Source organism: Filimonas lacunae (genome assembly GCF_002355595.1).
GTDB classification, from domain to species: Bacteria; Bacteroidota; Bacteroidia; order Chitinophagales; family Chitinophagaceae; genus Filimonas; species Filimonas lacunae.
Map to the genome: position 1 here is coordinate 6,159,013 of NZ_AP017422.1, position 20,091 is coordinate 6,179,103.

Sequence of the window (20,091 nt, forward strand, 5' to 3'; positions counted from 1 at the left end):
AAGAAGTTATCTTCTATTCTTCAGCTACCTGGAAGGTAATGCTTTGTCTTTGACGGTAGATAACGTTTCTGCCGTTCTGAACCGCTGGGATCCATTTTGGACCTTTCTTGATTACACGTACAGCTTCTTCAGCAGTACCATAACCAGGCGAGTTTTCAGATTTTACTTCAGAAATGCTACCATCTTTATCTACCAGGAACGATACTACTACAGTATAGTTTCCGGGAGGTGCACCGTTTTCAACCGGAAGGTCACGGTTCAGGTTTCTTTCCAGATACTTTCTCCACTCACCATCCCCACCCGGGAATTTAGCCTGGATCTGTACTGTTTTAAATTCCTTATCGTAATCTTCTGTTTTAGCAGGTGTAGGAACACCGGTACCAGTACCAGAACTTTCTGGCGGTGGCGCTGTATTCAAAAGATCTTTTTCACCTTCCTGGTTAAATGTACCGGTTTTAACGGTTTCCAGTTCTTTGTTCTCCTTCAGTTCATCTTCCTTCTTCACCTCTTCATCTTTCACGATTTTAGGAGGAGTGAATTTAGCGATCTCTACTTTAGGAGGCTCAACTTTTGGTGGAGGCGGTGGCGGTGGAGGTTCAGGCTTCTTCTCCTCCTCCTTCTTCACGTCTTCCAACTGCACATCCTGAACCAGGATCTGCTGAGTTTCCTCTTTTTTATTGCTGGCCAGTACAGAAACTGCGAAGATGAGCAGGCAGGCAATGACCATAATGATCAAGGCCAGGTATACCCGCTTCCTGTACGACCTTCGCAGGTCGTACGCTCCGTAGTCCTTATTTCTACCCTCGAACAGGATGTCGAGGATATCGGCACTTAGAATTTTGTTTGCATCCATTGGAACACAATGTTTTTAAATAAGATTCATTAAGCTGAAATTTCCATAAATGCTATTTGGTAGCAGGAGCTGCTGTTGGAGATTCGCCTTCTGATACTTTAATCAGCTGCAGTTCTCCTTCAGAGATATCTACCATTGCATAACGCTTTACTTCATTTATAGCCATTTCATCCAACATATCAATCACATTCTTATACTTCGATTCGTCTGTCGGCTTAATTACTACTACAAAGTCATCCGCTGGTGTACTTTTCTTTTTATTGATAATTACATCGCGGATATCCTTAAAGTTAGAAGACTTGAAATTGGCGCCAGCCGGGTCCAGTATACCTTCGTAGTAAAAAACGTTATTGTCTTTTCCTAACATTACGGTTAACGCACCAGATTCTTTTGCCTTATTCTGATCTTTTTCAGGAGCATCCTTCGGCAGGTTTAATTTCATTGCCGTTGGAGAACTCATTGTAGTCGTAAAAATGAAGAATGTGATCAACAGAAAGCCTAAATCCACCATTGGGGTTAAATCCACTCTGGTCGACTGCTTTTTAGATTTTTTGACTCCCGGGCCTTTCTTATGTCCGCCACCCGACGAGGTATCCATTTCTGCCATCGCACAATCAATTTATTGTTTACAAATACGGTTTACTATTCTTCTGCTTTGTCAGCACCACCTCTTTTGTTGGAAATCCATAAAGCAGATCCTTCCGGAACGTTTTCTGGACTGGTAACCATCTGAAATTTAAACAGTTCATTCTTTTTGAATGCTGCCATAACATTTTTAAACGCGGGGAATTGTGATTCATTATCACCTTTCACCAACAAGTTTAAAGTGGTACCTGCATAAACACTAGCCACAGCTTTCACCCACTGGTTCATCTGGTTGTTGGTAGTGTCCTGAACGGGAATGCCGGGTAAAGACTTGTCGTTTTGGGCTTTTTTATCCAAAACGGCCTGTTGCTTTAATTGTTCCAGCGGTACACCGAAAAAGTCCAGTTTGGCTATGCTTTTTAATTCAGCATCAGTCCATTTCAGACTATTGGTAACATTTAATGTGTTCAGTACCTGCTCTCTTTTATCCGCATCATCCATTGCCAGAAATGCTTTTCCGTCTTTGGTGATAGAAATAAGAACAACATCCTTATCAGGCGCAACCTTAGATGCTACCGAGCTGGGCGTAGTAACCGTAACAGCTTCAGAAGGCTTAAACTTCGTTGTTAATATGAAGAAAGATAACAACAGGAAAGCCACGTCGCACATTGCGGTCATGTCAATCGTTGTACTCTTTCTCGGTATTTTAGGCCTTGCCATAGTTCTTTTTTATTTTAAGATGCACTAATCACTTTTTTCCACAAATAATTTATCTGAAAATTCAGACTATTTGTAGTTAGCGGCAAAGCTTTGAGTCAAAGTGAAACCAGACTCGTCAATACCGTAAGTGATAGCATCAATTCTTGTAGTGAACACGTTGTACATTACAATCGCTACTGCAGAAGTACCGATACCTAATGCTGTGTTATACAGGGCTTCAGAGATACCTTGAGACAGTTTCTCTGCCGCTGCACCACCACCGCTGTCACCTAAAGCTCCGAATGAACGGATCATACCCATTACGGTACCTAACAGACCAAACAGGGTTGCTACTGATGCGATAGTAGACAGGAATACCAGGTTTTTCTCCAGCATAGGTAATTCAAGAGCAGTTGCTTCTTCAATTTCTTTCTGGATGTTCAGCACTTTCTGCTCAGTTTCCAGCTCGCTGTTACCGATCATTTCTTTGTACTTACGTAAACCAGCCTTCATTACGTTACCTACAGAACCTTTTTGCTTGTCGCACTCTGCCAACGCCTTCTCTACGTCTTTATTAGCTAAGTGAAATTGTACTTTGCGGATAAATTCAGAAATGTTACCAGTACCTTTTGCTTTGGTAACAGTCAGTAATCTTTCAATAACGAAAGTGATTACAGTTAATAAGAAACCAATCAGGATAGGAACGATGATACCACCTTCATACATACGGGCCAATGCACTTTTAGGACCTTCGTGTGACGGCCATATTGCGCTATCGGTGCCTGGTCTTGCAAAGTTGTCAGGGTTACCTAATACATAACGCCAGATTAAAAATCCTAACAGGATACATGCAAACGGTGCAATCCACGAAATGGCATTACTACTTCTCTTCGGTTGTCCAGAACTAATACTCTTTGTCGCTGCTGCTGCTGTTGCAGTCGGTTTAGTTTCAGCCATGATGCAATTGATTTTTAGTTTTTAAATCTAATACTTAAAATTTGAGTTCGCAATTCTAACGAAAAATCGTTTTCAAAATCACCTATTACCAATAAATTAATTTACCGGAACACTAATTTAAAAGATTTCAGCCGCTGCCGCAAATTATTGCTGACACCCTTTACATTACGCGTTACTAAATTATTTTAGGTTAAATACGGCTTTTTTAATGGCAGAGCTTCCTCATGATGCGATAAAGATCCGCCACCAGCGCCGTTTGTGGCTTTAGAATATGTTAAAATGCGACCGGTATCTAATTAAAAAGCGGCTGTTAAACAGCCGCTTTTTATGACAATGCTACAAAAATTAGTTATACCCCGTATTTTGAACCAGTAACCCATTTACAGCAAACTGGTTGGTAGGTATCGGGAAAATACGGCGATAAGTATCCTTATTGGTTTTGAAGCCATAAGAATCTTCAAATTTATCAAAGCGGATCATATCATTCCGGTGCCAGCATTCCCACGCAAATTCACGGCATCTTTCCTTATATAGCCAATCCAATGTAAGCTCTCCCGAACCTAAAGGCGCAGAAGTTGTACGTTGCGCCCTAACCATATTTACCAGGGATAGCGCAGTTTGTCCACCAGTAGCAGTTCCTCCTCTTAAAATAGCCTCTGCTTTCATTAACAGCACATCCGAATAACGAAAGAAAGGGGCATCATTGCTCTGGTTACGGTTAGTAACATTATTATAATCAGCCAGGAATTTAATATTTCTTACACCGGCATTCCATCCACTGTCGTCATCTCCCACATCAAAATTGGCATCATTGCGCATTTTAATCTGCGGATCTATCCTCAACTGGTAAGTGATAGGGGTAGCATCACCTGCCCAGCCTTTAAAGTACTTGTCACGGGTAGTTTTAATCAGAATAGGTTTTCCATCGCTCCAGTACTGGTAGCCCGATAACCATTGCTGATTCCTGATGTCAGTAGTATCATTAAAATAAGCCCAGAATTCAGGTAAAGTAGCGCGTGGGCCGCTAGGCATACTATTAATAAGACCATTTCCCGCATCCTGCCCTATCACAGGATCTGTCCAGTTACCTACTGTTGAACCTGCATATCTATACTTCAATCCCAGGTTCCTGTTCAAATCATACCGTGCGTAAAACAAATAACCTGTAGATGTGGTAGGATCAAAAGGAATGGCAAAAATAAACTCAGGCGTGGTGGAAGGGCCATTAGTAGGCGCAAACTGTGCCAGGTACGTGCTTCTTGGCTGTAAAGAATATAAAGCACCACCTCCGGCGTTGATAACGCTGTCGCAAGCTGCTATACAATCATTGTTTCTTTCTGTGCCTGTATACACTTTAGCATTCAGATACATTTTTGCCAGCAATGTCCAGGCCACATACCTGTTAGCTTTACCATACATGGCATTACCAGCGGCATAAGATAAATAGGGCAAAGCAGCTTTTAATTCACTCTCTACAAAATTAAATACCTCTGTACGGGAAGCATTAGTGTGCAATGTGGTAACACCATAAGTAGTATCCAGCGGCACATTGCCAAACATATCTAACAGCATCCAGTATCCTAATGCACGAACAGTTTTTACCTGTGCAATACCGCCAGACTTAATATTACCTTCAGGAGCGCTTCCTAATAAAGAGATGGTTTGATTACAAATCCCTATCAGGTTGGCTGCGTAGCTATATACTGAATTCAGCCAGGCATTATCCTTTGTCCAGGTATGCTTGTGCAGCTCCATATATTTACCACCATCATACCAGTTAGAACCATAAGCTGGTAATATCGACTCATCGGTAGAACCGCTTTGAACAAAAAAATAATCCAGCGCATAGGCGGCTCTTAATTGAATATATACAGGCCCGATGATAGATTGATATTGTGCTTCGGTTTGAGGAAACACGGCTTCCGGTAATTGCCCGGTAGGAGTAACATCCAACTTATGGCAGGATGACAACATGCCTCCAAGCATGATTACCCCCAGCAGCTTTATGACTATATTTTTCATCTTACTTAGATTTTCGTTCACTTACTTTTAGAAATTAATCATTGCACCCAACATGATTGTTCTGGTTTTTGGGTAGAAATTATTGTAGTCTACCCCTGGCGATACACCACCCATATTTACTTCAGGGTCAACTCCTTTATAGCTGGTGATCACAGCCAGGTTATTCACCGTAGAATACACTCTTATAGAACGAACGTAATCGCTATGCAATTTGATGTTGTAGCCTACTGTCAGGTTGTCAAATCTTACATAAGAACCGTTTTCAACATACCTGTCCGAAAACCAGAGGTTGTTGACATCTGACAACTTATCATCTTTCGCATAAACACTGATGTTGTTGGTAGTAGCAGTGTACACGTTAGATAAAGAAGCTCTTGTAGCATTGAATATTTTCTGCCCTAATGTACCTCTGATAAACAAATTCACATCCAGGTTTTTATAGCGGAAGGTGTTGGTAAAACCGAACAGTAGTTTAGGCTGAGGACTACCGGCACTTCTGTAGTTGGCCCTGGTAGCTACCGTATTGTCAGAAGCTATGGTGCCATCTTTTTTCACGAATTGGGAAGTGCCACTCGCATTTTTACCCGCATATTTCAGTGTAAAGAACTCGCCTAAAGGAGCACCTTTTGTTAACAGTTGCAGGGTAGCACCTGTTTGTCCGGAAGCATCTATTTGCGAATAATACACGGAATCCACATTCACATGATATTCAGCCGGTCCATCCATAAAAACAACCCTGTTTTTATTAGATGCCAGGTTTAAAGTAGTAGTCCAGCTAAAATTTTTGTTTTTAACTGGCGTAGAACTTAAGCTTAACTCAATACCCTTGTTACTCATTTTTCCACCGTTACCCCATACAGCTCCACCTGGTACTATAGAAGAACTTGCCTGGTATTTGAATATCATGCCGGTTGTTACCTTATCATATACGTCTATTGAACCATTGATCAGGTTGTTGAATAAAGAGAAGTCAACACCAAGGTTAGTGGTAGCTGTTTTTTCCCATTTCAAATTAGGGTTACCAGCCTGTACCACACCAATCGCATTTACCCAGGCAGCATCATAAGTGTAATCTATAGAGGTGTAAATACGTTGAGCAGTATAAGCACCAAATCCTAACGCATTACCTGTTTGACCATAGCTTGCACGTAATTTCAGGTCGTTGATAAAAGTCACATCTTTCAGGAAGTTCTCCTGCTTCATCCTCCAAGCCAAACTCACAGATGGAAAATATCCCCACTGATTGTTGGTTCCGAAAACAGAACTACCGTCACGTCTGATAGAAGCCTGCAGCAAATATTTATCCTGGAAAGAATAGTTTAAACGGGCAAAGTCGGAGATGAATTTTGTTTCACCGGGAACCACAGTTCCAAAGTTTACAGAATAACCAGATACACCCTGGTAGTAACCTAATGCCAGGTTCTGATAGCCCGTATAGTCTGATCTGAAGTTGGTATTACTTGCCTGCAAACCGTCGCCGGTTAAATTTTGCTGATAGCTGTAGCCCACTACTGCATTGATCGAATGCGCGCCTATTTTCCTATCCCAGGTTAAAAACGTTTCCAGGTTTTTGGTACTGTTTTCATAAGAGCTTCTTATAGCTGTTCCATTAGTACCAAATGACAGTACAGCACGAGAAGAAGTTAATGCAGGATCGGGGACGCTGTAAAAGTTACTGGACTTGTAATTATTGGAATAATAGCTGTCATAATACTCACCATGCAGGGTGGAAGTTTTTTGATAACTCAGGTTTACATTATAAGTTAAACCTAAAGGCAACTTGATTTCAGTAATGAAACTAGCCAGCAATATGTTGTTTTTAGTATCGTCTTTGGCGTGATCAATCAATGATACGGGGTTAAAATAGCCCAGGATACTAAAGTTTTCAAAGTAAGAACCATCTGCATTACGCACAGGAGAAGTGGGTAAATGGATAGCCGCCTGCTGTAACACGTTATTTTGTAATGGCGTAGAGTTAGAAGTGCTGATAGAATTAGACACATTTAAGGTAAACTTAGCCTTATCATTTAAAGCCAGATGCTCTAATCCTATTCTTCCGATGATACGGTTTAGTTTACTTTTTTGCAGAATACCTTCTTTATTCAGATAGTTGATGCTGGCGCTGTAAGTACTTTTTTCACCGCCACCACTCACAGAAAGGTTATGGTTTTGTGACATAGCACCATCGCGCTGAATAGCCTTCATCCAATCTGTATTCGCTCCTTTGTCATCTGCACTGGATAAAGTGCTGCCATTAGCAGCCAGATAGGCTTTCAATTCAGGGCCATCCATCAGCTTTAATTTACCAGAAACAGTTTCGCGTCCAATGGAACCGTTATAAGATGTCTGCGCAGCACCTTTCTTGCCCTTTTTAGTGGTAACCATAATTACACCACTGGCAGCTTTGTTGCCATAAATGGCGGTAGCAGCCGCATCTTTTAACACGTCTACAGAAGCAATGTCATCAGGGGCAATAGTGGTAATATCTGCACCAGGCACTCCATCAATTACATAAAAAGGACCGTTAGGACTGTTGATGGAAGAAGCACCACGTAATACTACAGCAGCAGGCTTGTTAGGATCGCCACTGGAGCTGATGTTTAAACCAGGCACTTTACCTTGCAGCAACTGGCCCACATCACTGATAACACCTTTGTTTAAATCTTCCGGCTTTACAGTAGTTACAGCACTGGAAAGTGTTTTTTTGGATGCCTTACCATAACCAATCACCACCACATCGTTTAAATGGGCAATGTCGGTAGCCAGTGTTACATCTATAATACTTTCATTTCCTACCACCACTTCTTTGGTGGTATAGCCAACAGAAGAAAAAATCAGCACATCTCCCTTGGGAGCGCTGATACTGAAAGTACCATCTGCCCCACCAGTTTTAGAGGCGTTGGTACTTTTTACTTTAATGCTAACACTACTGACAGGATTTCCCTTGTCGTCGATTACCTTTCCTTTGATCGTTACATTTTGTGCCTGAACAAGCAGATTTAGCAACAGGAAGGCCGATAAAAGCATGATATGCATGCCTTTAGGTAAACGTAGACCGTTCATAAGCAAACTTTAAATGGAGTATGTTGTTTATACGACTAAAAAATTATAGAATAACACCCTTGCTTTTTTTGAGAAATAGCAATGATTTAACAAGCAAAGATGTTAAAATTTAAGGTCACCAGGCAAATATTTTTTTACAAGCTCCTCATAATAAGGCTGTAACTGCTTCCAATCTGGCGGTGTAGGGTTTTTAGAATACAAATCGTAAGGGTTAAAAAGCTTCACCCATTTCAGCATTTCACGGTCATGATCATCCAGCAGGTAGCTGTATTCACCTTCGCGGTGCCAGGCATAAAAAGAATGATAGCGCAGCATATACAAAGCAGGTTCTGGCAAATAATCCTTCATCATCTGGTAAACATACTCATCGTGCCCCCACGACATGGTTACATTGCGTAACCCACATCCTTCGGCATACACACCCAGGCGTGTATTGTAACGACTATCAGAAAAATCTTTATTCAGCGAAAAAAACTCAGGATATACAATTTTATCAGAATAAGCGCAGCCTACCGGGAAAGTATCGCCAACAACCGCCCACTGTGGTTCCCCAAACAGGCACAATACTTTGCCCATGTCGTGCATCAGGCCTACCATCACCATCCAATCGGGGTGACCATCTCTACGGATAGCTTCTGCGGTTTGCAGCAAATGTTGAAATTGATCCAGGTCGGTATCCGGGTCTGAATCATCCACCAGCTGGTTTAAAAACTCAAAGGCATCCCATATCGGCATTTTAGCCTTGTTAAACTGTAGATAGTGGGCTCGTTTCTCCTGCACAAAATCGTAGCTCTGATACTCGTGGTTTAAACGATAAAACTCACGAACCGTATCACGTACCGGAGTTTCATAATTTCTGTACTCATTTGTATCCTTGTCGCCAGCAATAGCATCAACATCAGGATACCTTTTCAGCACATCTTCTTCCCATTCATCTAAACTGGCTAACGGATTAATAACGGGCACGTTGTTTTGTTGAGACATATAGCAATCGTTTTAAGGTGGTAAAAGCAAAATCGTAAGTCTAATTTGACACTTTTTTAACAACACCCGCTGCGGGAGCAATTGATTTATTTACGAAAACGGTTTCGGTTGAGTGGGGTTTTTGTTGTAGTTTTCGCAGGTAAGAAACTGAGTATGTCCATAACCATCAAAGGGCTGGCAAGGGAATTAAACCTGTCTGTGTCAACCATTTCCAAAGCTTTAACAGACAGTCACGAAATCAGTAGCGAAACCAAACAGCGGGTATTAGAACTGGCCCGCAAACTCAACTACAAACCCAATCCATACGCTAGCAGCTTACGCAGACGCCGCAGCAAAACAATAGCCGTGGTGTTACCCGCTATTGCCGACAGTTTTTTTTCACTGGCTATTAATGGTATTGAAGCGGCGGCATCAGACAAAGACTACCATGTACTCATCTACCTTACACACGAAAGCTTTGCCAAAGAAGAAGCCATGCTGGACGATTTTCAACATGGCCGTGTAGATGGCATCTTAATTTCAGTATCGCGTGAAACTGCGCAAAGCAAACACATTCAGGATGTAATGAACAACGGTATCCCTGTGGTTTTCTTCGACAGGATTATAGAAGAGATTGCCACTACCAAAGTAACTACCAACGATTTTGAAAGCAGTTATCAGGCAACCAGCCACCTTATTCAACAGGGCTGTAAAAGGCTTTGCTACCTGGGCATTTCAAAAGATCTTTCTATCAGCAACACCCGCATGGAAGGTTATAAGAAAGCCTTAACGGATAATGGTTTGCCTGTAGAAGAAAGCAATATTCTGTATTGCACCAATGAAGACGAAGCTGATTTTCAGCTAATAAAAAAAACACTGAAAGGAAAGAAACGACCTGATGGCATAGTGGCGTCTGTAGAAAAACTCACTACGCCTGTGTATGTGGCGTGTGAAGAGCTTGGTTTATCTATACCAGATGATGTAAAAGTGCTCAGCTTCTCCAACTTATATACCGCCCCTATCTTAAATCCAGCATTGACCACTGTAACACAACCCGCTTTTGAAATGGGACAGAAAGCCGCGGAGATTTTATTAAAATGCCTGGGTAAGAAAAACAGCAAGCTGGACAATGAAAGCATTGTAATACCTTCTTCCCTTACCATAAGGGCGTCTACTTTGTAGTAAACACATTACCATATGCCGGCCAGCCCACGTTATTCGTACCGCAAGGCGTTGATGGGGTTTAACCGGGAAGCTTTTACAGCAGGCCATATACCTGCGCCCAGCCCCACCAGTGTACAAATAACAATGCCTATAATCACCCAGGCCCAGGGTACCACAAAACCAGTTCCCAGGAATAGGGCAAACCCATTACCCACCAGCACGCCCAGCACAATACCAAAGAAAGCACCCAGCAGGCTTATAATAGTAGATTCAAATAAAAATTGCTGACGTATGTTTTTACGTTTACCTCCAATAGCTTTAATAAGCCCTACTTCACGTGTACGCTCACTCACCGCTACCAGCATAATATTCATCAGGCCAATAGCAGCACCAATTAATGTAATCAATCCAATAGCGGCGGCTGCACCTTGTATGCTGCTTAATAAGCTGATAAACTTTTCGGCCAGTTTATCACTTTTCTCAATTACGAAATTGTCATCCTCGGTAGGATGCAGTTTACGGATAGCACGAAAAGTACCTGTAGCTTCATTCACCCCTCCATCCACCAGACGTACATCATTCATGAGCACACCTACTACGTATGAAGAAGCATTACTACCCACCCGGCGCACGTTATTATAGGTGGTAATCACCACGTTATCCGAACGCATCATAGCGCTGGTTCCCTTGCTTTTCAACACACCAATAACCCGGTACGGATAAGCTCCTACCTTAATTACTTTATCTACCGCCTTTTCGGGCTTATTGTTAAACAGTTTGTTTGCTACATCTATCCCCAGCAGGCAAACGTTGTGGCCGGTATACACATCCAGTGGAGTAAAATTGCGGCCAGAGCCTACCGTAAAACCATTTACGGCCAGGTAGTTTTCATCCCCCCCGGTAAGGCGCACATTGGGGTTGGTTTTGATGTCTTTGTAGTGTACTTCATTACTTCCACGGCCAGCCAACGAAATGCTTACAAGGCCCGGGTAATGGAAATTTTGTTTGAAAGATTCTGCATCAGCGAGACTGATGGGCTTATCCAGGTTAGATTTTTTTTGCCGCCGTCCGCCCTTCTTCAACTTAACCGATTGATTATTATTGCCAAAACGGATACGTTCTTTAAAGGCAATGGTAAAGCCATTGGCACCCATGGTAGAAAAGCTCTCCCGCAAGCTGCCATTCATAGCATCAATAGCGGTAATAATACCTATTAACGCCATGATACCAAAAGCAATAATAGCAACGGTAATACCGGTTCTCAGCCTATTGCTGCGAACCGTACGAAAAGCCAGTGCAAAAGAATCAGAAAGCGTCATACGCTACACAAGGATATTAGTTTCCCCTTGGTAATAAAGATACACTGCACCGGCCCTTTTTGCACGAAAAAACAGATAAGTGGCCCTATAAAGGTGTTGAGTGGTTTAAAAGTAAAACCAGTTAAGCAAGGCCTGTGGCTGCACCCCAAATAAAATAACGAGGCCGGCTAACGCCACCAGAATTACTTTAAATGAACCGGAAACCTCTTCGGTATGTGCCTCTCCTTCCTTAAAATACATCGCCTGTATTACACGGAAATAGTAATAAGCACTTACTGCTGCAAATAATACCCCAGCCACCACCATCCAGGTGTAGCTTCCTGTTTTAATAACAGATGCCAGCATGTAGTATTTGGCAAAAAAGCCTGCCGTTAAAGGAATACCTGCCAGAGACAACAGGAATATAGTAGTAGCGGCTGCCAGTAAAGGATTGGTTTTAGCCAGGCCGTTAAAGCCTTCAAACGTTACATCCTTCATTTTAATCAGTACCGCAAATATGCCAATAGTAGCCAGACTATAAGCAGCTGAATAAATCAGGATGCCTTCTTTAGCCAGGTCGTTTAAACTAAACACAGCAAACAGCATAAAGCCTGCCTGTGCAATGCTGGAATAAGCCAGCATACGCTTTACGCTCTGCTGGAACACAGCTGTTATGTTACCAATAAGCAAAGTAGCTATGATAATAATGCTTAACAACATTTTCCAGTCAATAGCATTAGAGGTATCTGCCACACGAGCTTCAAACAACTTAATAAAAGCAACAAAAGCAGCTGCCTTTACAATAGTAGCCATGAAAGAAGTGAATACAGAAGGAGCGCCATCATACACATCGGGAGTCCAGAAATGGAAAGGGGCAGCGGATACTTTAAAGCACATGGCCACCAGTAAAAACAGTAAACCGGTCACTTCCAGAAAGGATACACCGCGGTAGCCACCCATAATGGAGCTACGGGGCACTTCCAGCATAAAAGTACCTGTGCCGCCATATACCAATGCAATACCCATTAACAGCAAGCCCGTAGAGAACGAACCCATTAAAAAGTATTTCAGTGCCGCTTCATTGCTTTTCAGGTTGCGTTTATCGCTACCCGTTAAAATGTACAACGGAATAGATAAAATTTCAATACCCAAAAACAGCATCAGCAGGGTATTAAAAGAGGTGAGTATACACACCCCGCACAGCACAAAAAATATCAGCGTAAAATGCTCTGCTACATAGGCGCCGGTTTTCTCAATCTCTTTACCACTTAACAGCAAATAGATAAAAGTAGCTGCAATAGCAATAGAGTTAAAGAACAGGCCAAACCTTGAAAAGCTTAGCATATTATGTGTGTTTATTTTAAAGAAAGCATCGCCATAAGTATCGCACACGTTGGCAGCCAGCAACACCAGCAGTCCTAACCCTGCAATAAACTTGTGAGCGCCTTTGTTTTTAAAAAGAACACTGCTGAGCATCATTACAACACCCCATATAGCCGAAAGTATAATCGCGTTCATATTATTCTGTGCAATAAGCTTTTAAATCAAATGAATGTGTGTTTAAAATACAGCCTGAACCGTATCATTGGTTAACTGTATCACAGGTTGCGGGTAAACACCCAGCACAATAATACCTATAGCCAGTAATGCCAGCACCAGTTTTACAGAGATGTTACTATCTGTTGCATTTGCAGCAGCAGGTGCCAGTTCACCGTAAAATACTTTCTGCACCATACCCAGGGTATACACCGCAGCCAGTATAATACTGATTCCCGCAACAGCAGCTAACCATATATTGTAACGGAACAAACCGTTAAACATCATAAACTCGCCCACAAAAGCATTGGTTAGTGGCAGTGCAATATTGGCAAAAGCCATTACCACCAGCAGAATAGCCAATCCAGGCGCTTTTTGCGCCAACCCGCCCAACTGGCTGAATTTGCGTGTGCCCAGTTGCTGCTCTACCGCATCGGCCACAATCCACAAACCAATTACGTTAATGCCGTGGTTAAACATCTGCACCATCACACCCTGCAAACCTACCTGCTGGTGTGCGAAAATGGCAGCAGCCATTAAACCGATGTGCCCGATAGAGGAATACGCAATTAAGCGCTTAATATCATCCTGCCGAATGGCTATCAGTGAAGCATATAAAATGCCTATTACACAAAACACAATTACCAGGTGATCAAACTTAGCCACCGCATCCGGAAACACAGGCAATACCCAGCGAATTACTGCATATAAGCCCATTTTCACCATCACACCACTTAGTATCATAGTAACTGCAGTAGGTGATTGTTCGTAAGTATCCGGCTGCCAGGTATGGAAAGGAAATATCGGCATCTTAATAGCAAATGCTATAAAGAAGGCCCAGAACAACCAAACCTGTTCTTTCAGAGAAAGTTTTACATGATAAAACGCCTGTAAAGCAAATGACTGATCTTCTGTTTTACTATGCAGGTAAATAATACCTACCAGCATTAACAGAGAACCCACAAACGTGTATACAAAGAATTTAAACGTAACAGCAATACGCTTTTCACCACCCCACTGCGAACACAGGAAGTAAGCAGGTATTAAAGCAAATTCCCAGAAGAAGTAAAAAAGCAAGGCATCAGAAGCCAGGAACACGCCCATTAAACCTGTTTGCAATAACAGCATCAGGCCGTAAAAGCTACCCGGTTTTGCATACTCGTTCTTATAAGTAGCCCCAAACACTAATGGAAACGCTACAGCTGTTAATGCACAAAGCATTTTAGCCATCCCATCCATTGATAAGGCAAAACGGCTGCCTAATTCTGGTAACCAGGATGCATCAACAGTGGTTTCAGTTACACGGTGTGTGCATATGCCACCAATAGCAACCACTAAAGTGGCTAATGAAGCAATGAAAGCCCAGGCTTTAGCCCCTTTTCCATTAGGAATAAAAAAGCTAAGCAAACCGGCAACGGCAGGTATCAATATTAATAAAACAGGGATCATTTAAAATATTTTCTGCACGAATTGTAAAATAATAGTTTGATTCCAGAACACTAAGAACAATACAACAATCGACAATACAATCACCAGTATGTAGCTGCCTACCAAACCGCTCTGTAACAAGCGAAGCTGGCGGGAAGCATAGTGAACAAACCTGCCCACACCGTTAACAATACCGTCAATGCCGGATTTTTCAATAATATTCTTCAATACATCCGCCAGTTTCAGTAAAGGGTTTACTATTACGGCATCGTATATTTCATCTACATACCATTTGTTTTGCAGCACCTTGCCTAAACCAGTAGCCTCTTCCAGCTCCGGCTTTTTGCTAAAGCGGTTCACGGCAAATAAAATAGCCAGTGCAGCAATAGCTACAGAAACGCCCATCAATAAATACTCTGTGCTATGTTCTATATGATGTGCCTGTTCTGTGGTAATAGAACCCGATAAGAAGGAATGCAGGTGATGATCTCCCCATAAAATTTCAGGAACTCCCACAGCACCACCTATTACACTGAGTATAGCCAGTATAATTAAAGGAATGGTCATGGCTTTAGGCGATTCGTGCAAATGATGCTCCTGGTCATGTGTACCACGGAAAGTGCCCAAAAAGGTAGTGGCATACAAACGGAACATATAAAAAGCAGTTAACCCGGCAGTAACTACACCAATACCCCAGTAGATAGGGCTATGTGCATAAGCCGCAGCTAATATCTCATCTTTAGAAAAGAAACCACTGAAAGGAGGTATACCGGAAATGGCCAGACACCCCATCAAAAAGGTAAAATGTGTTACACGCAACTTTTTTCTCAGTCCACCCATTTTACGAATGTCCTGCTCGTGGTGCATAGCATGAATAACAGAACCAGCCCCCAGGAACAACAGCGCTTTAAAGAAAGCGTGCGTCATTACGTGAAACACGGCACCGGTATAAGCACCTACGCCCAAACCTAAAAACATATACCCCAGTTGGCTCACCGTAGAATAAGCCAGTACTTTTTTAATATCGTTTTGCTTAATGGCAATCGTCGCTGCAAACAAAGCAGTAGCCAGCCCTATAATAGCCACAATGTGTTGTGTGCAGGGAGCCAGCGAATACAGCACGTTGCTACGCGCAATCATATAAATACCTGCGGTAACCATGGTAGCAGCGTGTATTAACGCAGATACCGGGGTTGGGCCTGCCATTGCATCAGGCAACCAGGTATATAAAGGTATCTGTGCACTTTTACCTGCTGCACCTACAAACAGTAGCAGCGTAATAGCGCCAATATCCACTTTACTTAACTGGCTTACGCGGGTAAACACCTCACTGTATTCCACAGTGCCCACCTTAGCCAGTAACCAGAACACCGCCAGCAAAAAGCCTAAGTCACCAATACGGTTCATTACAAACGCTTTCTTGGCAGCATTGCTGTAGTTATTATTCTTAAACCAGAAGCCGATTAACAGGTAAGAACACAGACCTACCCCTTCCCATCCAATAAACATGATCACATAGTTGCCACCTAACACCAGCAACAACATAGAAAACACGAATAAATTCAGGTAAGCGAAATATCTGCCATAATGTTCGGTAGGCTCATCGTGCATATAAGAAGTAGAATACACATGGATGAGGAAACCAATACCTGTAATAATTAACAGGAACAAGCTTGACAAAGCGTCTACCAGGAAGGCAAACTGAATTTTAAAGCTGCTGATATTAATGAAGCTAAACAATACAGAAGTAGAAGGATAAGTGCCGGAAGCCAGTTTAGGCGCATGCAGCTGGTTGGCAAACAACATAACCGATACTACAAAAGATGCCAGCAAAGCTCCGCAACCGATAACACCTATGGCTGGCTTGCTTAACTGCTTTCTGAAAAGGCCGTTAATTAAAAAACCCAGCAGCGGAAACAATGGTACTAAAAATACTAAGTTGGTCACTATCTAATTTTTTAACCGGTTCAAAAAGTTCACATCCACAGAATGTACATTACGGTACATCATAACTATAACAGCAAGCCCCACACTTACCTCTGCTGCTGCCACCACCATTATAAAAAATACAAACAACTGTCCGTCTATACCTGTTGTACTGGTAGCATCGTGCGCAAATGCAGCACCATGATACATTTTGGAAAAAGCCACCAGCAAAAGATTCACCGCATTCAGCATTAACTCAATACACATGAAAATGATAATGGCATTTCTTCTTACCAGCACACCTACTATTCCTATGCAAAACAGGCAGGCGGCTAATGTGATATAATATTGAATTGGCATATCTATGAATTAATCTTTTTTACCTATTACAACAGCACCCACCATGGCGCTTAAAAACAATACGCTGCTTATTTCAAAAGGCACTACATACTCTGTAAACAACACCTTGCCCAGGGTTTGAATCAGGCCAATATTGCCCTCTTTCAATTGAGCAGTGCGGTTAACCATATCAGCAGAAGAACGCACTACCGATATCATAATCAGAAACAGAATGCCTCCCGACACAATTCCTGCAAACTTCATCCACAGGTTCTTGCGTGTTTCAATTACCACACTCAGGTTCATTAGCATGATCACAAATAAGAACAATACCATGATGGCCCCGGCATACACAATCAGGTTTACAATGGCCAGAAACTGAGCATTCAACAACACATAATGTCCTGAAATAGCAAAGAATACAACAATCAGCCACAATACACTGTGTACAGGGTTTTTACTGGCCAGCACCATAATAGCGCCTGTTAATGCTATCGCACTTAAAAACCAGAAAAGAAATTGAATGATACCCATTAATGCTACTATTTAATTTGTTTTTGTCCCTTAGCCTGTGCATACGCTTCCGGCTCTGTTACAGGGTTTGGAATCAATAAGTCTTTCTTACCGTAAATCAGTTCCTTCCGGGCAAAACTGGCAGGAGCAACTGTTTCGCTCAGGTAAATGGCATCTTTGGGACAAGCATCTTCACACAATCCACAGAATATGCAACGTAACATGTTAATTTCATAACGGGCTGCATATTTCTCTTCCCTGTATAAATGCTCTTCGCCTTCTTTTCTTTCCGCTGCTTCCATAGTAATGGCTTCAGCAGGGCAGGCTACAGCGCATAAACCACACGCGGTACAGTTTTCACGTCCTTCTTCATCCCTGTTCAATACATGCAAACCTCTGAACACCGGGCTGAATTCCCTGGTTTCTTCGGGATAACGAATAGTGGGCTTTTTATGAAACATATGACTAAAAGTGATAGTCATACCTTTTAATATAGCCGGAAGATATATCTTCTCCAGCAAGTTCATCGGCTTGCGGGATACGGGTTTCGATCTTTGCGTTAACAGTTGCATAATTAATTTTATTGTCTTGACAATACAACAACAGCAGTAACCAACATATTCACTAATGCCAAAGGAATTAACCCTTTCCAGCCCAGGTTCATCAACTGGTCGTAACGGAAACGGGGCAATGTCCACCTGATCCACATAAACACGAAAATAAATATCAGTGTTTTAGCCATTAAGGATACCACACCTAACACTGCCATCAGTTGTGGATCAAATTTACTTTCATTCACAAACGGTATATCATAACCACCAAAGAATAAAGTGGCCATAATTACACTACTGATGAACATGTTAATATATTCTGCAAACAGGAAAAAGCCCAGCTTCATAGAAGAGTATTCCTGGTGATAACCCATGTTCAATTCACTTTCTGCTTCTGATAAGTCAAAAGGTGCACGGTTACATTCTGCCAGCGCACACACGAAGAAGATAAGGAAACCTACCGGTTGATATACAATATTCCACCAATGACCATTGATCTGTTGCTCAGCAATTGTTTTTAAACTCAGTGAGCCGGTAATCATTAACAGGGCAATTAAAGAAATACCCATAGCCAGTTCATAGCTAATCACCTGGCTGGCGCCACGCAGGGCAGCCATCAGAGAAAACTTGTTGTTACTGGCCCAGCCACCGATCATAATACCATACACACCCATGCTTACCACACCAAACACATACAGGATACCGATATTAATATCAGCTACCTGCAGGTCAATAGCACGACCGGCAATTTTTATCTGGCTACCCCAGGGCACAACAGCACAAGTCATCATAGCTGTTAACATGGCCAGCGAAGGACCCAGGATAAATAAAAACTTATTAGAGCTATTAGGAATGATCTCTTCTTTAAAAAACAATTTCAAACCATCTGCCAACGGCTGCAGCAAACCAAACGGACCGGCCCTGTTAGGTCCAACCCTGTCTTGCATCCAGGCAGCCACCTTACGCTCGCCGTAAGTAGCATACATGGCCACCACCAGTGAAATGCTGATGATTATGGCAATCAATACCAGTTTTTCTATTAGTAAAGCCCAGTCAAAAACAAGTAAGTTCATCGGAATGTGGTTAATCTTTTTTAGTTACTCGGTCAAAATCATCTGAATGTGCAGGTCCTTCAATCAGGCTTAAATCAATCTCAGGCCTGTTTACCTCACTTACACTATGAATGTCCATAAACAAACGTGGCTTACGGCCATCCATAACCGCTTCAAATGTTTCTTTCGGCTTCTCTATTCCTACATAATGCCCTTGCGAAATAACAGAATGGCGGCTTATTTCACGTGGACCTTCAATAGTCCAGTCGCTTGTTTTCTTCTTCTCAAAACGGCACTCGTTGCAAATCCAGTCTTCCACTTCACCCCACTCATCTTTGCGCGCAGTTACACGAAACACCTCATCACCTCTATACCACAGGGTAACCTTACCGCTACACTTGCTACAGCTGCAATGTGCATCTACCGGTTTTAAAAACCATACGCGGTTTTTGAAACGGAAGGTTTTATCGGTCAACGCTCCCACAGGGCATACGTCAATAACGTTTCCTATAAAATCGTTATCCAGGCTCTTCTCAATATAAGTAGCAATCTCGGCATGATCTCCCCTGTCCAACACACCATGCGCACGTTTTTCAGTAAGTTGATCCGCAGTAAACACGCAACGGAAACACATAATACAACGTGTCATATGCAATTGAATGTACGGTCCCAGATCATGTTTTTTAAACGTGCGACGCTGAAACTCGTAACGGGTACCTACTTTACCATGCTCGTAGCTTAAGTCCTGTAAATGACACTCACCGGCCTGATCACAGATAGGACAATCCAGCGGGTGATTCAATAACAAAAATTCAACCACACCTGCACGTGCATCAATCACGCGCTCGCTGGTAATATTCTTTACCTCCATGCCATCCATAACAGTAGTACGGCAACTGGCCACCAGCTTAGGCATCGGGCGCGGATCTTTTTCACTCCCCTTGCTCACCTCTACCAGGCAGGTTCGGCATTTACCACCGCTACCCTTCAGCTTGCTGTAAAAACACATAGCCGGCGGAGCCACATCACCTCCTATTTTACGGGCAGCTTCCAGAATACTGGTTCCTGGAGCCACTTCAATAGTGATGTTGTCTATCGTTACCTTAAACAATGGTTGTTGTTCTGACATGTTTATCAAACTA

At 42.4% G+C, this 20,091-nt stretch carries 17 protein-coding genes; 1 reads left to right on the forward strand and 16 read right to left on the reverse strand.

Features of this window, described 5'->3' with window-relative positions:
• Positions 1-13: 13 nt before the first annotated feature.
• The 7 genes from FLA_RS24085 to FLA_RS24115 form a co-directional block, all read right to left on the reverse strand.
• A complete protein-coding gene (locus FLA_RS24085; protein ID WP_076375143.1) occupies positions 14-853 on the reverse strand; it encodes an energy transducer TonB in 840 nt (279 codons plus the stop codon).
• 52 nt (positions 854-905) lie between these two features.
• On the reverse strand, positions 906-1,460 hold the full coding sequence (locus FLA_RS24090; protein WP_076375145.1) for an ExbD/TolR family protein: 555 nt from the start codon (positions 1,458-1,460) through the stop codon (positions 906-908).
• Between the two features lie 35 nt (positions 1,461-1,495).
• The gene (locus tag FLA_RS24095; RefSeq protein ID WP_076375147.1) at positions 1,496-2,158 is read right to left on the reverse strand and encodes an ExbD/TolR family protein; all 663 of its coding nucleotides are present in this window, start codon (positions 2,156-2,158) and stop codon (positions 1,496-1,498) included.
• Positions 2,159-2,224: 66 nt separating this feature from the next.
• Positions 2,225-3,094, reverse strand: a complete 870-nt coding sequence (locus tag FLA_RS24100) for a MotA/TolQ/ExbB proton channel family protein (RefSeq protein ID WP_076375149.1) — start codon at positions 3,092-3,094, stop codon at positions 2,225-2,227.
• Positions 3,095-3,439: 345 nt separating this feature from the next.
• Complete coding sequence (locus tag FLA_RS24105) at positions 3,440-5,116, reverse strand: RagB/SusD family nutrient uptake outer membrane protein (RefSeq protein ID WP_076375151.1); 1,677 nt, start codon at positions 5,114-5,116, stop codon at positions 3,440-3,442.
• 27 nt (positions 5,117-5,143) lie between these two features.
• Positions 5,144-8,179 (reverse strand): SusC/RagA family TonB-linked outer membrane protein, encoded by a 3,036-nt coding sequence (locus FLA_RS24110; protein ID WP_076375153.1) that lies wholly within the window; start codon positions 8,177-8,179, stop codon positions 5,144-5,146.
• 102 nt (positions 8,180-8,281) lie between these two features.
• Positions 8,282-9,163 (reverse strand): inositol oxygenase family protein, encoded by an 882-nt coding sequence (locus FLA_RS24115; RefSeq protein ID WP_076375155.1) that lies wholly within the window; start codon positions 9,161-9,163, stop codon positions 8,282-8,284.
• A 153-nt stretch (positions 9,164-9,316) separates the two neighbouring features.
• Between FLA_RS24115 and FLA_RS24120 the strand changes: the two genes are divergently transcribed.
• Positions 9,317-10,324 (forward strand): LacI family DNA-binding transcriptional regulator, encoded by a 1,008-nt coding sequence (locus tag FLA_RS24120; RefSeq protein WP_076375157.1) that lies wholly within the window; start codon positions 9,317-9,319, stop codon positions 10,322-10,324.
• 32 nt (positions 10,325-10,356) lie between these two features.
• Here the strand turns inward: FLA_RS24120 and FLA_RS24125 are convergent, their stop codons facing one another.
• From FLA_RS24125 to FLA_RS24165, 9 genes are all read right to left on the reverse strand, one after another.
• The gene (locus tag FLA_RS24125) at positions 10,357-11,625 is read right to left on the reverse strand and encodes an ABC transporter permease (RefSeq protein ID WP_076375159.1); all 1,269 of its coding nucleotides are present in this window, start codon (positions 11,623-11,625) and stop codon (positions 10,357-10,359) included.
• A 105-nt stretch (positions 11,626-11,730) separates the two neighbouring features.
• On the reverse strand, positions 11,731-13,122 hold the full coding sequence (locus FLA_RS24130) for an NADH-quinone oxidoreductase subunit N (protein WP_076375161.1): 1,392 nt from the start codon (positions 13,120-13,122) through the stop codon (positions 11,731-11,733).
• Between the two features lie 42 nt (positions 13,123-13,164).
• Positions 13,165-14,589 carry a complex I subunit 4 family protein gene (locus FLA_RS24135; RefSeq protein WP_076375163.1) on the reverse strand — a complete coding sequence of 475 codons (1,425 nt, stop codon included), beginning with the start codon at positions 14,587-14,589 and terminating at the stop codon, positions 13,165-13,167.
• Positions 14,590-16,515 carry an NADH-quinone oxidoreductase subunit L gene (nuoL, locus tag FLA_RS24140; protein ID WP_076375165.1) on the reverse strand — a complete coding sequence of 642 codons (1,926 nt, stop codon included), beginning with the start codon at positions 16,513-16,515 and terminating at the stop codon, positions 14,590-14,592.
• Positions 16,516-16,518: 3 nt separating this feature from the next.
• Entirely contained in the window at positions 16,519-16,854 is a 336-nt protein-coding gene (gene nuoK / locus FLA_RS24145) for an NADH-quinone oxidoreductase subunit NuoK (RefSeq protein WP_076375167.1), read from the reverse strand.
• A 9-nt stretch (positions 16,855-16,863) separates the two neighbouring features.
• Positions 16,864-17,367 (reverse strand): NADH-quinone oxidoreductase subunit J family protein, encoded by a 504-nt coding sequence (locus FLA_RS24150; RefSeq protein WP_076375169.1) that lies wholly within the window; start codon positions 17,365-17,367, stop codon positions 16,864-16,866.
• 8 nt (positions 17,368-17,375) lie between these two features.
• Positions 17,376-17,918: an NADH-quinone oxidoreductase subunit NuoI gene (nuoI, locus tag FLA_RS24155; RefSeq protein WP_076375171.1), complete on the reverse strand. Its 543-nt coding sequence runs from the start codon at positions 17,916-17,918 to the stop codon at positions 17,376-17,378.
• Between the two features lie 8 nt (positions 17,919-17,926).
• Positions 17,927-18,970: an NADH-quinone oxidoreductase subunit NuoH gene (gene nuoH, locus FLA_RS24160; RefSeq protein WP_076375173.1), complete on the reverse strand. Its 1,044-nt coding sequence runs from the start codon at positions 18,968-18,970 to the stop codon at positions 17,927-17,929.
• Positions 18,971-18,980: 10 nt separating this feature from the next.
• Positions 18,981-20,078 (reverse strand): 2Fe-2S iron-sulfur cluster-binding protein, encoded by a 1,098-nt coding sequence (locus FLA_RS24165; protein ID WP_076375175.1) that lies wholly within the window; start codon positions 20,076-20,078, stop codon positions 18,981-18,983.
• Positions 20,079-20,091 lie beyond the last annotated feature (13 nt).

Bases quoted from the DNA above. Each gene is read 5' to 3' on its own strand.
- FLA_RS24085 (WP_076375143.1), bottom strand. From the start codon at position 853: ATGGATGCAAACAAAATTCTAAGTGCCGATATCCTCGACATCCTGTTC.
- FLA_RS24090 (WP_076375145.1), bottom strand. From the start codon at position 1,460: ATGGCAGAAATGGATACCTCGTCGGGTGGCGGACATAAGAAAGGCCCG.
- FLA_RS24095 (WP_076375147.1), bottom strand. From the start codon at position 2,158: ATGGCAAGGCCTAAAATACCGAGAAAGAGTACAACGATTGACATGACC.
- FLA_RS24100 (WP_076375149.1), bottom strand. From the start codon at position 3,094: ATGGCTGAAACTAAACCGACTGCAACAGCAGCAGCAGCGACAAAGAGT.
- FLA_RS24105 (WP_076375151.1), bottom strand. From the start codon at position 5,116: ATGAAAAATATAGTCATAAAGCTGCTGGGGGTAATCATGCTTGGAGGC.
- FLA_RS24110 (WP_076375153.1), bottom strand. From the start codon at position 8,179: ATGAACGGTCTACGTTTACCTAAAGGCATGCATATCATGCTTTTATCG.
- FLA_RS24115 (WP_076375155.1), bottom strand. From the start codon at position 9,163: ATGTCTCAACAAAACAACGTGCCCGTTATTAATCCGTTAGCCAGTTTA.
- FLA_RS24120 (WP_076375157.1), top strand. From the start codon at position 9,317: ATGTCCATAACCATCAAAGGGCTGGCAAGGGAATTAAACCTGTCTGTG.
- FLA_RS24125 (WP_076375159.1), bottom strand. From the start codon at position 11,625: ATGACGCTTTCTGATTCTTTTGCACTGGCTTTTCGTACGGTTCGCAGC.
- FLA_RS24130 (WP_076375161.1), bottom strand. From the start codon at position 13,122: ATGAACGCGATTATACTTTCGGCTATATGGGGTGTTGTAATGATGCTC.
- FLA_RS24135 (WP_076375163.1), bottom strand. From the start codon at position 14,589: ATGATCCCTGTTTTATTAATATTGATACCTGCCGTTGCCGGTTTGCTT.
- nuoK (WP_076375167.1), bottom strand. From the start codon at position 16,854: ATGCCAATTCAATATTATATCACATTAGCCGCCTGCCTGTTTTGCATA.
- FLA_RS24150 (WP_076375169.1), bottom strand. From the start codon at position 17,367: ATGGGTATCATTCAATTTCTTTTCTGGTTTTTAAGTGCGATAGCATTA.
- nuoI (WP_076375171.1), bottom strand. From the start codon at position 17,918: ATGCAACTGTTAACGCAAAGATCGAAACCCGTATCCCGCAAGCCGATG.
- nuoH (WP_076375173.1), bottom strand. From the start codon at position 18,970: ATGAACTTACTTGTTTTTGACTGGGCTTTACTAATAGAAAAACTGGTA.
- FLA_RS24165 (WP_076375175.1), bottom strand. From the start codon at position 20,078: ATGTCAGAACAACAACCATTGTTTAAGGTAACGATAGACAACATCACT.